The following is a 13,882-nucleotide window of genomic DNA, read 5'->3' on the forward strand; positions in this document are numbered from 1 at the left end:
CGGAAAGGACATCATCATGCCGAAGGCTCTTGAAAACGAACATAAGAGTGGGAGGTCGGGTGGGGGCGTGGGCCGGTGCCGCTTCAACAGAACAAACTCTAGATGCGCCCACCCTTCCAGACCACCCTGCCGATCACCTCGACGTCGCGGGCGCCGCATTCGACCGGAGGATAGGCAGGGTTGTCGCTGATCAGTACGACCAGCCCCGGCCGCGAGACGTCGATGCGCTTCACCAGCAGGCTGTCCCCCAGCCGAACGACATGAATACCGTCGCGCAAGGCACGCAAGGTCCGGTCGACGAGGATTTCATCGCCGTCACGCAGCGTCGGCTCCATCGAATCGCCGCTCACCACGATGGTGGAGAGATTTTCCGGCTGTAGCCCCATCGACCGTAGCCAGCGCCCGGAGAAGCGGATGGTGTCCACCACCTGCTCTCCTTCGGCCGTCGCCCCCGGCCCCGCCGAAGCACCCACCGCCAGGCGCGGAACATCGATCCAGCTGCGTCTGCGTGATTGCTCCGGAACGGCATAGGAAATTTCCTTCGATTGGCCCAGTTCCGCCTCATCCACACCGAAGAACCGCGCGAGCATCCCGCGATCGTGCTCCTCCAGCTTGCGCGGACTACCCTTGCGGATGAATTGCTGAAGATAGGCGGGGTTTTTGCCCAGCATGGCCGAGAGCCGGGACAAGCTCACGCGCCGCTTCTCGGCCAGTTCCAGCAGGCGCAGACGGGTCGGGTCGCTTACCATTTTGTAATCCGTATCCGTAGGAAATTTCCTAGACATGTAGGATTTAGAACGGAACAAAATGGAAACATCAAGCGAATTCCTACATGAAAGGACCAGACCGGATGCTCCTGCGCGAGATCGAGCGCTTCCTACGCCAGACCGACATGCCGTGGACCAAATTCGGCCGCCTCGCCGCGCAGGACCCGCGCTTCGTGGCGGATCTGCGCAACGGCCGGGTGCCGCGCGGTGACACCGCCGCGCGAGTCGAGCGATTCATGCAGACCTACCTTACCGGCGCCGGGGAGAACCGCCATGCAGTCTGAACTCACGCGGGAAATGCGCCGTGCTTTCGTGCCCGCCAAGGCCCCGACACGCGGCCCATGGCTGCGGCTGCTGTCCGAAGTGCTGGGCCTCGCCGGTCCCGATGCCGACTTGCTGAGCCATGCCGAGCGCGACTGGGCCAGCGCCACGTTCTCCGGCGCCCGCCATACGATCGTGCTGGCCTTCGAAGGCGCGGAAGCGGTGACCGAGGGAGAGGCATTCATCGCTGCCCTGCCCGACCACGAATTCACCATCCCGCGCCATCTGGTGGCCGACGCGGCGTTAACGTCGGTCGAGCACCGACAGGACCTGCCGCGCATGACCGTGCACATCGAAGTACTGGTGCTGGTGGATTACTGAGGCATCGCCGCCAGAGCGCTGTTTAAACCTTCCTCGTCATCCCCGCGAAGGCGGGAATCCATCTCCTGACATTGCCTGTTGAAAGATCATCAGTTGGGTTCCCGCCTTCGCGGGAATGACAGCGATATGATTGAAGGTACTTGCACGAATACCCGAAAACGAAGACCCCAGGACAGCCTGATGATACCCTGGGGCGTCGTTTCATTCGCGATGGCGAAAGGCCTTACAGAGCCCGCGAGAGTTCCTTGATCTCGGTATTGAGAATGCGGTCGTTCTCGGAATAATCGACCGGGCAGTCGATCAGGTGCACGCCGGGCGTATCGCGGCAGTGCGCAAGCAGTTCCTTGAGGTGCGCGGCGCTCTCAACCCGGTAGCCGTTGGCGCCGTAGCTCTGCGCATACTGCACGAAGTCCGGGTTGCCATAGTTCAGCCCGAAGTCCGCGAAGCCCATGTTGGCCTGCTTCCAGCGGATCATGCCATAGGCATTGTCGTTCAGGATCAGCACCGTCAGGTTGAGACCGAGGCGCACCGCCGTCTCCATCTCCTGGCTGTTCATCATGAACCCGCCGTCACCGCAAACCGCGAAGACCTTGCGCTCGGGATAGACCATCGCGCTCGCCATCGCCGAGGGCAGCCCTGCCCCCATCGTCGCCAGCGCGTTGTCGAGCAGCACCGTGTTCGGCTTCATCGCGCAATAGCCGCGTGCGAACCACAGCTTGTAGACGCCATTGTCGAGGCAGACGATCGCATCGTCGGGCAGCGCGTCGCGCACCTGCTGCACGGCATGGGGCGGGAAGATCGGGAAGCGCTCGTCCGCCGCCAGCTTCGCGGTGTGCTCGACCTCGGCGGCGCGGAAGCGCAGCATCGAATCGAAGTTCCACTTGGGCGAAGGCGTGATCGCCTCCTTGATCTGCCACATGGCGTTGGCGATGTCGCCGATCACCTCGATGTGCGGGAAGTAGACCGGATCCACCTCGGCCGTCTTGGTGGAGATGTGGATCACCGTGCGGTCATCGCGGGTGCCGTCGTTGTGCATGAAGAACGGCGGCTTCTCGATCACGTCGTGGCCAATGTTGACGATGCAGTCGGCGTCCTCGATCGCACGGTGCACGAAATCGCCCGAAGACAGCGCAGCGCAGCCCAGGAACTTGGGATGGCGCTCGTCGATCACGCCCTTGCCGAGCTGGGTGGTGAGGAACGGAATGCCGGTCTTCTCGACGAACTCGCTCAACATCTTGCTGGTCATCTTGCGGTTCGCGCCTGCGCCGATCACGAGAACGGGACGCTTCGCCGTCTGCAGGGCATCGACGGCCTGGACGATCGATTTCACGTCCGCCGTCGGGCGCCGCACGATCGAGCGCGGAACGGGGCGCGAATCGGTGTGCTCGTCGGCAATATCCTCGGGAAGCTCGATATGCGTCGCACCCGGCTTCTCTTCCTCGGCGATGCGGAACGCCTCGCGCACGCGGCTCGGAATGTTGTCCGAGGATGCCATCTGGTGCGCATACTTGGTGATCGGCTGCATCATCGAGACGACATCGAGGATCTGGAATCGCCCCTGCTTCGACTTCTTGATCGGCTTCTGGCCGGTGATCATCAGCATCGGCATGCCGCCGAGCGTCGCATAAGCGGCGGCGGTGACGAAGTTCGTCGCGCCCGGCCCCAGCGTAGAAAGGCACACGCCCGCCTTGCCGGTATGACGTCCATAAGTGGCCGCCATGAAGCCCGCACCCTGCTCATGCCGCGTCAGGATCAGCTTGATCTGCTTCGAACGCGACAGCGAATCCAGAAAATCGAGGTTTTCCTCGCCCGGCACGCCGAAGATATACTCGACACCTTCCTGCTCGAGACATTCGATGAACAGGTCCGACGCCTTGCGCTTGTCGCTCTCGGCCATGATCCAGCTTTCCCTCTTCCTGCCGCCGGTCCCTGATGCCCGGCCGTCTTGATCGAGGCTGATACGCGATTCTGTTCAGGACCGTCCCTGATGAATTAATCAGCCTCGCCGTAGAAAATATCAGGCGGGGGCAAGCAGAGCTAGTAACCCTGCGCGAGATCGACCTGATGCGCCAGCGGCTCTCCGCGTAAATAGCGCCCGAGGTTACCGAGAAACCGCGCCGAGCCGCGCGCGAACAATGCATCCTGCGCGCGGCCGGACAAGTGCATGGAGATATGCACGTTCTCGCGCGACCACAGCGGATGGTCCGAGGGCAGCGGCTCGGGCGTAGTCACGTCGAGGAACGCCCCACCCAGATGCCCCGAATCGATCGCGGCGAGCAGCGCGCCCTGGTCAATCACCGTACCGCGCGCGAAATTGAGCAGGACCGCGCCCGGCTTCATCGCCGCGAACTGCTCCGCGCCGAACATGCCGGTCGTCTGCGGCGTCGAGGGGACGATCAGGATCACCCAGTCGAACCGCCCGAGCGCGCCCTGCCATTCGTCCTGCCCGAGTTCGCTTTCACCCGGCGTGCGGCGCGCGGCGGTGACTTTGGCGCCGAATACACGCAGCATCCCGGCGATCTTCGCACCGATCTCGCCCGCGCCGATCACCAGCACTTCGCTGTCCAGCAGTTCACGCTTGCCCGGCGAATCGGGCAGCCATTCGTGGCGGTCCTGCGCCCGCACGACCTCGCGCCAGCCCTTGGCTATCGTCAGCATGCCCATGAGCGCATATTCGGATACGCTCTGCGCATGGATTCCCGCGCCGTTGGTCAGCGCGACGCCGCGCTCCCGGAAAAGGTCGAGCGGCAGCCAGTCCACGCCCGAGGACATAGCGCAATACCACTTGAGCCCGGTCATCAGGGGCAATGCCTCGCGGGCCTTGGGCGGCGCGATCATGTCCAGCCATGCCACTTCGGCGCGAGGTGCCAGCGCCATGAGCTGGTCGGCATCCTCGAACCACAGCGGCTCGACGCCCTCGGGCAGCTTGCCCTCCAGCCATGGGCGCGAGTTGGCATTGATCAGCGCGGCGGTCATGGGGCACTCCTAATCCGGGCAACCACAATAGCTTGCCAGCCTCGGAGCATCCGCGCGGGAAGACAAGGGCGGGTTCGGCATCCGCCCTTGCGTTCATGGCAACAATGCCAACAACAATCAGGCCAGCTTCCATTCCCAGCCGAGCGGATCGCCGTCCATCGCCTCGACACCCTCGGCGGCAAGTTCGTCACGCAGGGCGTCGGACGTCGCGAAGTCCTTGTCGGCACGCGCCTGCTTGCGGGCGGCGAGCACGTCCTCGATCTCCGCCTCGGTAATTGCCGCCGTCTTGGGACGCAGGCGCAGATCGGCGCGCGCGGTGCCGAACAGGTCGAGCCCGAGCACCGCGTCCATTGCCTCGACCACGGCGCGCTTGGCGGCGGGATCGACCTTCTTCGCGGCCAACACCTCTTCCAGCGCGGTCAGCGCGATCGCGGTGTTGAGGTCTTCGCCGATCGCCTTCTCGAACGTTTCGAGCATCGGCGCGAGCTTGGGATGCGAGGGTTCACCGGCTTCCACGTCGGCAAGACGCTCGGCGACGATGATCATGCGCTTGAGACGCACCAGTGCGGCCGCGAGACCTTCCCAGCTGAATTCCAGTTCGCTGCGGTAATGCGCCTGCAGGCACATCATGCGGTAGCCGAGTGGGTGGTAGCCCTTGTCGATCAGCAATTGCAGCCGCAGGAATTCGCCCGAGGACTTGCTCATCTTGCCTGAGCGCTCGACAAGAAAATTGTTGTGCATCCACACCTTGGCGCCCGAATTTGCGGGCACGTCGAGGCCGCAGGAGTCTCCGGGGTTGCAGCAAAACGCCTGGTTCTGGGCGATCTCGTTGGGGTGATGGATCTCGCGGTGGTCGATGCCGCCGGTGTGGATGTCGAACGGAAAGCCGAGCAGATCGCCGCTCATCACCGAGCATTCGAGATGCCAGCCCGGCGCGCCTTTGCCCCAGGGCGAATCCCACTCCATCTGCCGCTTCTCGCCCTCGGGCGTCTTGCGCCAGATCGCGAAGTCGGCGGCGTTGCGCTTGCCGTCCACGGCCTCGATGCGCCCCTCGCCCTCCTCGGTGACGGCGCGCGCGAGGCGGCCGTAATCGGCGACGGTGGAGACGTCGAAGTAGAGACCGCTTTCCAATTCATAACAATGGATTGGCGCGATCTTCTCGGCGAATTCGATCATCTGCGGAACGTAGTCGGTGGCGATCGACCACTTCGCCGGCTGGCGGATGCCCAGCGCCTTGATGTCGGCCCAATAGGCCTGCGTGTAATGCTCCGCGATGTCCCAGATGGACTGGGACTGCGTGCGCGCCATCTTCTCCATCTTGTCCTCGCCCGCATCGGCATCGTCGGTGAGATGGCCGACGTCGGTGATGTTGATGACGTGGGTGAGCTTGTAACCCTTGTGGCTCAACGTCCGACCCAGAATGTCCGCGAAGACATAGGCGCGCATGTTGCCGATGTGTGGGTAGTTGTAGACCGTCGGCCCGCAGGTATAGACGCGCGCCTCGCCCGGGTGGACGGGCTCGAACATTTCGAGCTTGCGGGTCAGGCTGTTGAACAGCGTCAGCTGGGATACGTCAGTCATGCCTTGCCGAATAGGCGGAGGCGCGCGGCAGTCAAGCGGGAGGCGCAGGACGCCTCCCGCTTGACAGATTACTTGACAGTGGCCTGAACAGTCGTCGCCGCGACAGGTACGGAGGCCGGTGCCGCAGGGGCCGCGTTCATCGACTGGCGTAGAAACACCGCCTGGTCGAGCTTTTCGAAGGCGTCTTTGTAGACTGCCACATCAAGGATCGGTTCTTCGTCCTGCGGCTGCGAGGAATAAATCGTCGATTTCATCTTGGCCATGACGAAATTCAAGCGAATGCGCGTGATAGCGGGGCCAATCTTCTCGATATAGGCACTGACGAAAGGCGTTTTCTTCGACTTTCCGAACCCGGTCAGGAGATTGTAGGTCAGCTTGCCCTTCGACGACCCAAGACCGGTGATAAGACCTGTATCCAGATCAGCCGCCTGAATACGATAACCGGCATCCTGCAGCACGCTCATCACCGAGCTGAATACAATCGACTTGTCGGCCTCGACATCGTGGCTCTGGATCTGCTGCAGCTCCAGTCCCGACAGTTCGGGAGCCTTGTCTTTTGCGATGGCGGGAACGGCGCAAGCAATCGCGGTTGCAGCGACGAGCGCTGTGACAGACTTCGTGATATTCATGATGTGAAGCCTCAGAAAGAGCTGGAACGGCTGCGGAAATCGGAAACGATCTTCGCCCGGTCGAATTTGATGATGAGCGTCATGGTGCGTTGCGACGTTTCTGAGGACGACTTCTTCTTGCCGAAGCCGAGACCGCCGAGACCAGCAACGCCGTCACCGCCGGCACCAAGACCCAGGCCGATCGAAAAGCCGCCGGACTTGTTGCTCGTCACGGTGGCATGCCGGTCATAGACCCACATCTCGTTGCCCTGCCCGTCGACAGTCGTGATGTTGGGCGCACCGAACGTCTCGAGCACCTCGCCCTGCGAGGTCTTCCCGACTTCCAGCGTCATCTGCACCATACCCTGTGTCAGGGTATTGCCGGATTGTCCGCCCACTTGCGCAAACGCCGCCGGCATAAAGCCGACGGCAAAGACCAGCCCAAGGCCGGCCGTCCAAAACTTGTTCATTTAACCCCCGTTTCTTCCTGCCCGGGAAGAGGATCGAGAATTAGTTCAAGTTAAACTTCCCGGCAATCGCAATCTGGCGATTAAAAATTGTTCACTCCTCCTCGAACAGCCCCGCGAGTTGCTCGATCATCGTGCCGCCGAGTTGCTCGGCGTCCATGATCGTCACGGCGCGGCGGTAGTAGCGGGTCACGTCGTGGCCGATGCCGATCGCCACCAGCTGGACCGGGAACTTACTCTCGATCCATTCGATCACGCGGCGCAGGTGCGCCTCCAGATAGCCCGCCGAGTTCACCGAGAGGGTCGAATCGTCCACCGGCGCGCCGTCGGAGATGACCATCAGGATGCGGCGGTCCTCCTGACGCGCCAGCATGCGGTTGTGCGCCCAGAGCAGCGCCTCGCCGTCGATGTTCTCCTTGAGAAGCCCCTCGCGCATCATCAGGCCGAGGTTCTTCTTGGCGCGGCGCCAGGGCTCGTCGGCCTTCTTGTAGACGATGTGGCGCAAGTCGTTGAGGCGGCCGGGGTGCGCGGGCTTGCCGTTCGCCAGCCAGCTTTCGCGGCTCTGGCCGCCCTTCCACGCGCGGGTGGTGAAGCCGAGGATTTCGACCTTCACGCCGCAGCGCTCCAGCGTGCGCGCCAGCACATCCGCGCTGATCGCCGCGATCGAGATCGGGCGGCCGCGCATCGAGCCGGAATTGTCGAGCAGCAGGGTGACGACGGTGTCCTTGAACTCCACGTCGCGCTCGATCTTGTAGGACAGCGACTGCCCCGGCGAGACGACCACGCGCGCCAGACGCGCGGCGTCGAGCAGGCCCTCTTCCTGGTCGAAGTCCCACGAGCGGTTCTGCTGCGCCATCAGGCGGCGCTGGAGGCGGTTGGCAAGCCGCGTGACAACGCCCTGCAGACCCTTGAGTTGCGCATCCAGATAAGCGCGCAGGCGGGTCAGTTCCTCCTCGTCGCAGAGGTCCGAGGCGCCGACCACTTCGTCGAAGGCTTCGGTGAAGACCTTGTAGTCGAAGCTGTCCGGGATGTCCGTCCACGGGCGGTTCGGGCGGACGGGGAGCATGCCCTCCTCGCCTTCCTGGCCGTCTTCGCCCTCCTCCATGTCGTCGGAGGTTTCGCCTTCGGCCTCGCTCTCGCCCTCGTCGTCGCCCTGCGAGGGTTCGGCGGCCATTTCGGCGGGATTCTGGTCCTGGCCCTCTTCGCCGCCTTCCTCCTGCTCCTCGGTCTCTTCCTCGCCGTCCATGTCCTCCATGTCGGTAGGTTCCTGCGGCACTTCCTCCGCGCGGGTGAGTTCGAGATGCTGCAGCATGTCGAGCGACAGGCTCTGGAACGCCTTCTGGTCGTGCAGCGAATTCGCCAGCGCGTCGAAGTCGGTGCCGGCCTTGCGCTCGATCCACTTGCGGACCATTTCGACGCCGGGGCGGGCGATCTCAGGGATTTCCTGACCGGTCAGGCGCTCGCGCAGCAGCAAGGCCAACGCGGCGGGGACCGGCACGGCGTCGGGCGTGTCAGCGCGGCTGATCGGGTCGGAGATGATGCGCGTCAGCAGCGCGGCGTCCAGATTGTCGCGCATGCCGTCGTAGGCATTGGCGCCCAGCGCCTCGTAGCGCACCGTCTCCACCGCATCGAACGCGGCGCGCGCGGTCGGCTCGGCGGGGGCATTGCGCATGTGCAGCCTGTCGTCGTGATGCCGCAGCTTGAGCGCGAAGCTGTCGGCGAAGCCGCGCGCCTGCATCGCGGCGGCGCGCGGCAGGCTGCGGCCGGGCATCGGCACGCGGAAGGTGTTGCCGGTGGAACTGGGCGCATCGGCGGTCCAGTTCACTTCGACCTCCGCCTCCTGCGCGATGGCGCGCGAGGCTCCGGTGAGGACGGACTTGAAGCGATCGGTTGGGGATTCGTCGGACATTGCCCGAGGTGCCTAGCGCATTGGCGCGGCGGGCTCAAATGGGCGATGTGAGAGGGGCCTGCGCATTTCGTCATTGCGAGCGTAGCGAAGCAATCCAGGGCCGTTCAGCGCCGCCCTGGATTGCTTCGCTACGCTCGCAATGACGAGGAATGTGTTTGCTGCCCGGGCTTCGACAAGCTCAGCCTGAGCGGAGTGAGAAGTTACTTCACCAATCCCGCTCACCCTGAGCTTGTCGAAGGGTCCGGATCAGATCGACTGGCCGGTCTTGGCCCAGTCGGCCATGAAGCCTTCGATGCCCTTTTCGGTCAGGACGTGCTTGAACAGGCCCTTGATGACCGACGGCGGCGCGGTCATCACGTCGGCGCCGATGCGGGCCGCTTCGAGGACATGGATGCCGTGGCGCACTGAGGCGACCAGAATCTCGGTCGCGAAGTTGTAGTTGTCGTAGATCAGGCGGATGTCGCTGATGAGCGCCATGCCGTCGAAGCCGTTGTCGTCGTGACGGCCGACGAAGGGCGACACGAAGGTCGCGCCGGCCTTGGCGGCGAGCAGCGCCTGGTTGGCCGAGAAGCACAGCGTCACGTTGACCATGGTGCCTTCGCCGGTCAGCGCCTTGCAGGTCTTGAGGCCGTCGATGGTAAGCGGCACCTTGATGCAGACGTTGTCGGCGATCTTGCGCAGGATTTCGGCCTCGCGCATCATGCCCGCGTGGTCAAGCGCGACGACTTCGGCGCTGACGGGGCCGGTGGTCAGGCCGCAGATCTCACGAGTAACTTCCATGAAGTCACGGCCCGACTTGGCGATCAGCGACGGGTTGGTGGTGACGCCGTCGAGCAGGCCGGTGTCGGCCAGTTCCTTGATGTCGGCGATTTCGGCGGTGTCGGCGAAGAACTTCATGGCGTGCGTATCCCTGCGGCGCCGCGAGTGGGCGGCGATTCTGGGCGCCCCTATAGGCAATGCCGCGCCGGGGTGCCACCCGTGTTGGCATGCGCGCACAACCCCGTCATCCCAGCGAAAGCTGGGACCGCTGGCCTGTTACGGCCAACGCGCGTTCGAACTCAGCCCCGCCGAGGGTTGGGCTTGGCTCGGCCAGCGGTCCCAGCTTTCGCTGGGATGACGGGGGTTTATCGATTAAATGCCCTTAGCCAGCTTCAACGCCGCGATCAGCGCGCCGTCATTGGTGCTTTCGGGATGCGCGCGGATATCCGCTTCCTGCGCGCCGATCTCGTACCAGATCGCATTGTCCGCCTCGAGCGCCAGGGCATGCGCCGCGTCCGCCATGTTCACGCCGGTCAGCGCATTGACGGCGGTATTGAGGATCGGGTCCTCGGCCATGCGCATCACCCGGTCGAGTTCCGGGATCATCGCATTGACGAGGCCGGAGCCCATCGACTGGCGCAGGAACGTCGTCGCCGAAGTATCCCCGCCCCGCAGCAGAGCCAGCGCGTCGGTCACCGTCAGCGAGCGGACCGCGTCGTAGACGATCGGTGCCGCGACGCGCGCGCCGTCCTCGGCGATGCGGTTCAGTTCGCGCTGGAGCTTTTCCTTGAACAGCGGCGAGCGGAACACCTTCTGCGCCACCGACCCCGGACGGCCGAACAGCACCGGCATGTTGATGCGGGCGACCTGGCTGTCCCAGAAACCGTCGGGCTGCGTCAGCCGCGCGAAGGCGCGCTGGCTGGAAAGCATCAGCAGGTTCTCGATGATATCGGTATAGCTGGGCCGCCCGATCGTGGTGCAGCCCGGTAGTGCCATGACGCCCGTAGCCAGAAATCCGGCCAAAACTGCCCGTCGTCCCACTGCCTGCATGCTCGATCCCCCATTCATCTGCGCGTACTCCTTCACGACCCCGTTTGCCCGCGCCTATATGAACGCAGATGCAACGTGTCCGACTCCTCGTCTTCAACGCCGCGCTGGGCGTCCTCGACTATCGCGTGCCGGAGGGAATGACGATCGAATTCGGATCGATCGTCATCGCCCCCCTCGGTCCGCGACAGGTGTTGGGCATCGTCTGGGAGCCAGAACGCCTAAATGCGCAGGAAGTGCCTGAAAGCAAACTGAGACCTTTGCTCGGCGTGATGCCCGCGCCGCCGCTGTCGGAGCGGTTGCGGCGGCTGATCGAATGGACCGCCGATTACTACTGCGCCCCGCTGTCGTCGGTTGCGCGCATGGCGCTGGGCAGCATGTCGGCGCTGCGCGGCGGCGGCACGACCACCGAATACCGCCTGACCGGCGAGGAGCCCGCCCGCCTTACGCCCCAGCGCGCCGCAGCGCTCGATGCGCTGCAGGGGGAGCAGGGCGCGATCCGAGAACTGGCAGAACTCGCCAGCGTATCGGAAGGCGTGCTGCGCGGCATGGTCGGCGCGGGACTGCTGGAGGCGGTGACGGTCGATCTCGACCGGCCCTATCCCCCTGCCCGCCCGGAATTCGCCGAGCCGAAGCTCAACGACATCCAGCAGGACGCCGCCGACATTTTCGTCGAGGCGGTGAAGGCAAAGAAGTTCGCCCCCTTCCTGCTCGACGGCGTCACCGGCTCGGGCAAGACCGAGTGCTACTTCGAGGCTGTCGCCGAAGCGATACGCATGGAGCGGCAAGTGCTGGTGCTGCTCCCCGAGATCGCGCTGACCGAAAATTTCCTGCGCCGCTTCGAGCATCGCTTCGGGGTGCCGCCGGTGCTGTGGCATTCCTCCTTGAAGTCCAGCGAAAGGCGCCGGGCGTGGCGTGCGGTATCGTTAGGTGCCGCTAAGGTCATCGTGGGTGCCCGCTCTGCGCTGTTCCTGCCTTACGCGAATCTGGGCCTGATCGTGGTCGACGAGGCGCACGAAATCTCGTTCAAGCAGGACGACGGGGTGCGCTACAACGCCCGCGACGTGGCCGTGATGCGCGCGAAATTCGAAGGAATTCCTATAGTTCTGGCCAGCGCCACCCCGGCGCTGGAATCGATGCAGCTGGCCGAAGCCGGGGTCTACCGCAAGATCGACCTGCCCTCGCGCTTCGGCGGCGCGACATTGCCCGCGATCAACATCCTGGACCTGCGCGAAGAGGCCCCCGAACGCGGCCGCTGGATCGCACCCAGGCTGGTGGAGGCGATGAAGGACCGGCTGGCCAAGGGCGAGCAGTCTCTGCTGTTCCTCAACCGCCGGGGCTATGCGCCGCTGACCTTGTGCCGCAACTGCGGCTACCGCTTCCAGTGCCCCAACTGCACAGCATGGCTGGTAGAACACAGGTTTTCCAAGAGGTTAGCCTGCCACCATTGCGGCCACGAGACACCCGTGCCGGAAGCCTGCCCCGACTGCGGCACCGGCGACTGCCTCGTCGCCTGCGGCCCGGGGGTGGAGCGCATCGCCGACGAGGTGGCGGAAATCCTGCCCGAAGCGCGCACCGCCCTCGTCACCTCGGACACCATGAAAACCCCCGCCGCGATCGGCGAATTCGTCGCGATGGCGGAAAACAAGGCGATCGACGTCATCATCGGCACCCAGCTGGTGACCAAGGGCTACCACTTCCCCGACCTGACGCTGGTGGGCGTAGTCGACGCCGACCTCGGCCTTGAAGGCGGAGATTTGCGAGCCGGTGAAAGGACTTACCAGCAGATCGCCCAGGTCGCGGGTCGTGCCGGACGCGGCGAGAAGCCCGGCGAAGTCCTCATCCAGACCCGCCATCCCGAAGCCGCCGTGATAGCCGCCCTGGCCAACGGCGACCGCGACGCCTTCTATGCCGCCGAGACCGAAGCCCGCCGCGACGCTGGGGCGCCGCCCTTCGGGCGTTGGGCTGCGATCATCGTCAGTTCGGAGGACCAGGCCGAGGCACTATCCGCCGCCCGCGCGATCGGCGGGACAGCGCCGAACCTCCCCGACATGCTGGTGCTCGGCCCTGCCCCCGCTCCGCTCTCCCTGCTGCGTGGCCGCCATCGCTTCCGGCTGCTGATCAACGCGCGCCGCTCGGCGGAACTGCAGAAAACATTGCGCGAATGGCTCGATCCGCTCGAGTTTCCACGCGGGGTGCGCGTGAACATCGACATCGACCCCTACTCGTTCGTGTGACACCGCTTCCAGCGCGGCGGCATGAACTCCCCCTTGCGGTAGGCGTATCGCAGCAGGGCGACGCCCGCGATCGTCGCCACCACCAGCGCCACGCCCGAGGCTTCGAGCCCGAACGCCCCGCCGGTCAGGAGTTCAGGCCCGCTGAGGCGCGTCTCCACCAGCCCGCGCGGCGTCCCTCCCCCGGAAACGGGGATCGACCAGATCCACCCCTGCGTGAAGTTCCAGCCCATGTGCAGCCCGATCGGCGCCCATAGTCGCCGCGTTACAAGATAGGCCGCACCCAGCAGGATCCCCGCCTCGCAAGCGATGGCGAAGGCGGCAAACAAGCTGGCACCGGGATTCATGAGATGGGCGAATCCGAAGAATGCGGACGTCAGCGCCAGCGCCGCCCATGTTCCGAAAACTGCCTCGAGCTGGCGCTGGATGACGCCGCGGAACACGGCCTCCTCCACCATACCGCTATAGAATGCGATCCCGAACCAGACCCACAAGTCGCCCGTGCCTCGCAGCCCGACGATCGAAAGCCCTCCAAGCAGTGCGACCGCTCCGACGACAAGGCTGAACAGGATCACGCCGCCCAGCACACCCGCTGTCAGTTCTCCTCCGGCGCGCCCGGGCCGGACGCCATTGCGCGGCTCCCGCACGATCCAGCGCAGGAAGGCATGATAAGCCAGCAGTCCGCAAATCCCGACCAGCAAGCCCGAGAGCGCCCGCAGCGGCGAGGAACGATCGATATGAAGCGCGTTGATGACGAAGCCCGGCAGGATCGCGCCAAGAGCCACCAGAACCACGCCGATCGGCAGAAGCACCAGTGGATGCGCAAGAAAGCGGCGAAACGGCTCCCATTTGCCACGTTCCTGCCCTGCTTCATCGATAGCGTTTGTCATAC

General features: G+C 64.5%; 13 protein-coding genes. 3 read left to right on the top strand and 10 right to left on the bottom strand.

What is annotated here, in order from left to right; translation table 11 throughout:
• Positions 1-98: 98 nt before the first annotated feature.
• Positions 99-749 (bottom strand): S24 family peptidase, encoded by a 651-nt coding sequence (locus tag QRN25_RS04765; protein WP_285017735.1) that lies wholly within the window; start codon positions 747-749, stop codon positions 99-101.
• A 101-nt stretch (positions 750-850) separates the two neighbouring features.
• On the opposite strand from QRN25_RS04765, the gene QRN25_RS04770 reads away from it, so the two are divergent.
• On the top strand, positions 851-1,051 hold the full coding sequence (locus QRN25_RS04770; protein WP_271184290.1) for a hypothetical protein: 201 nt from the start codon (positions 851-853) through the stop codon (positions 1,049-1,051).
• Positions 1,041-1,409: a hypothetical protein gene (locus tag QRN25_RS04775; protein WP_285017737.1), complete on the top strand. Its 369-nt coding sequence runs from the start codon at positions 1,041-1,043 to the stop codon at positions 1,407-1,409. The genes QRN25_RS04770 and QRN25_RS04775 overlap by 11 nt, the downstream gene beginning before the upstream one ends.
• 223 nt (positions 1,410-1,632) lie before the next feature.
• On the opposite strand, the gene QRN25_RS04780 is transcribed toward QRN25_RS04775, so the two are convergent.
• The 8 genes from QRN25_RS04780 to QRN25_RS04815 all read right to left on the bottom strand — a co-directional run bounded on the left by QRN25_RS04780 (position 1,633) and on the right by QRN25_RS04815 (position 10,705).
• Positions 1,633-3,306 carry an acetolactate synthase large subunit gene (locus QRN25_RS04780; protein ID WP_285017738.1) on the bottom strand — a complete coding sequence of 558 codons (1,674 nt, stop codon included), beginning with the start codon at positions 3,304-3,306 and terminating at the stop codon, positions 1,633-1,635.
• Between the two features lie 140 nt (positions 3,307-3,446).
• Positions 3,447-4,385: a D-2-hydroxyacid dehydrogenase gene (locus QRN25_RS04785; protein WP_285017740.1), complete on the bottom strand. Its 939-nt coding sequence runs from the start codon at positions 4,383-4,385 to the stop codon at positions 3,447-3,449.
• 117 nt (positions 4,386-4,502) lie between these two features.
• Positions 4,503-5,966: a cysteine--tRNA ligase gene (gene cysS / locus QRN25_RS04790; protein WP_285017741.1), complete on the bottom strand. Its 1,464-nt coding sequence runs from the start codon at positions 5,964-5,966 to the stop codon at positions 4,503-4,505.
• A 68-nt stretch (positions 5,967-6,034) separates the two neighbouring features.
• Positions 6,035-6,595, bottom strand: a complete 561-nt coding sequence (locus QRN25_RS04795) for a hypothetical protein (RefSeq protein ID WP_285017743.1) — start codon at positions 6,593-6,595, stop codon at positions 6,035-6,037.
• 11 nt (positions 6,596-6,606) lie between these two features.
• Positions 6,607-7,044 carry a hypothetical protein gene (locus tag QRN25_RS04800; protein ID WP_285017744.1) on the bottom strand — a complete coding sequence of 146 codons (438 nt, stop codon included), beginning with the start codon at positions 7,042-7,044 and terminating at the stop codon, positions 6,607-6,609.
• Between the two features lie 91 nt (positions 7,045-7,135).
• Positions 7,136-8,950 carry a cobaltochelatase subunit CobT gene (cobT, locus tag QRN25_RS04805; RefSeq protein WP_285017745.1) on the bottom strand — a complete coding sequence of 605 codons (1,815 nt, stop codon included), beginning with the start codon at positions 8,948-8,950 and terminating at the stop codon, positions 7,136-7,138.
• A gap of 246 nt (positions 8,951-9,196) precedes the next feature.
• Positions 9,197-9,847, bottom strand: a complete 651-nt coding sequence (fsa, locus tag QRN25_RS04810) for a fructose-6-phosphate aldolase (protein ID WP_285017747.1) — start codon at positions 9,845-9,847, stop codon at positions 9,197-9,199.
• A 234-nt stretch (positions 9,848-10,081) separates the two neighbouring features.
• Complete coding sequence (locus QRN25_RS04815) at positions 10,082-10,705, bottom strand: DUF4197 domain-containing protein (RefSeq protein ID WP_008830035.1); 624 nt, start codon at positions 10,703-10,705, stop codon at positions 10,082-10,084.
• A 122-nt stretch (positions 10,706-10,827) separates the two neighbouring features.
• Here QRN25_RS04815 and QRN25_RS04820 point away from each other — a divergent pair, with 122 nt between their 5' ends.
• The gene (locus QRN25_RS04820) at positions 10,828-12,993 is read left to right on the top strand and encodes a primosomal protein N' (protein WP_285017748.1); all 2,166 of its coding nucleotides are present in this window, start codon (positions 10,828-10,830) and stop codon (positions 12,991-12,993) included.
• Here the strand turns inward: QRN25_RS04820 and QRN25_RS04825 are convergent.
• Positions 12,978-13,880, bottom strand: coding sequence for a CPBP family intramembrane glutamic endopeptidase (locus QRN25_RS04825; RefSeq protein WP_271184218.1), 903 nt, complete (start codon positions 13,878-13,880; stop codon positions 12,978-12,980). The two genes, QRN25_RS04820 and QRN25_RS04825, sit on opposite strands and share 16 nt — an antisense overlap.
• Positions 13,881-13,882 lie beyond the last annotated feature (2 nt).

This window comes from Novosphingobium sp. fls2-241-R2A-195 (assembly GCF_030209485.1).
GTDB lineage: Bacteria > Pseudomonadota > Alphaproteobacteria > Sphingomonadales > Sphingomonadaceae > Novosphingobium > Novosphingobium resinovorum.